We start from the raw sequence: 942 nt of genomic DNA, 5'->3' as shown, positions 1-942 counted from the left end.
ATATGACAAAAAAACCAAACAACCGTTGATGGTTGCTGGAACAAATCCGCCTCGACATAAGTTTATGGAAACCCCAGGGGGAGATCATCGAATAGGGGCGGATATTCTTATAGTAAAAAATATGATGAAAGCACCAACTCTTGATAATATTTTACATTGGGTGGAAATTAAATTTTTAGACAGTAAAGATCCACCTGACAAAAAACAAATGGATAAATATTTATTATTTTTAAGTAGTAGCTCAAAATTAGCGATGATTCGGGTATCGGCAAATCCTAAAGATAGTGACTGTGGTTGTAAGGCAAAGACAGTACCGCAAAATACGCAAAAGCCAAGCAGCACCCCACAGGGTAAAAAGACTAAAACAACCAATAAAATGCGTGAAGTGTGGGACATAGTGGTCAGCAATGCAGAAAATCTTTGGAAATAATAAGGAAAAGATGATGGGTGAGTTATTTCAACAAGCAAAAGCTTGGTTAGATCAGATTGAACAGACACAAAATTATACTTTGCCTTATGTGGACGTTGAATCCAAAACGGAACCAGTGCGCTTAAATCTAATGATGTCTTTTTGGTTTTATGACGGTGATCAATTAGAAATAAAAGAATACTTTGTAAAAAAAATACAAGATTATATTGCATTGACGGGTGTTGAATTTCAGCGAGAAGCCTCTGTAAAAAACCAACGCGAACGTAAATTTCGTAAAGAGGGTTTTCCTGAAAATTTATTAGAAGATTTAAAAAAAGAAAAAGATTCAGTTATTTATTATTTTTCAGATCAATCGAAAATGAGTATTGCTCCTAAGTTTGGTGTCAACAGTAAGTTCCGCCCAGATTATTCAAATGGTGAGTGGTACTCATGGATAAATTTTATTTTTCCTTTTGATTTTGCCAATAACAGTGATCGACGATTAAAGTGTATTGAATTTTTTAAATCGATTG

At 34.2% G+C, this 942-nt stretch carries 2 pseudogenes; both read left to right on the top strand.

Going from position 1 to position 942, the window contains the following annotated elements:
• Window positions 1-430 (top strand): annotated as a pseudogene (locus AC1Z3T_RS21130) (hypothetical protein); the annotation flags it as partial.
• A gap of 13 nt (window positions 431-443) precedes the next feature.
• Window positions 444-942: pseudogene (locus AC1Z3T_RS21125) on the top strand (type VI immunity family protein); the annotation flags it as partial.

This window comes from Acinetobacter sp. B-6 (genome assembly GCF_056930735.1).
This window is presented reverse-complemented; position numbering and strand designations above follow the sequence as displayed.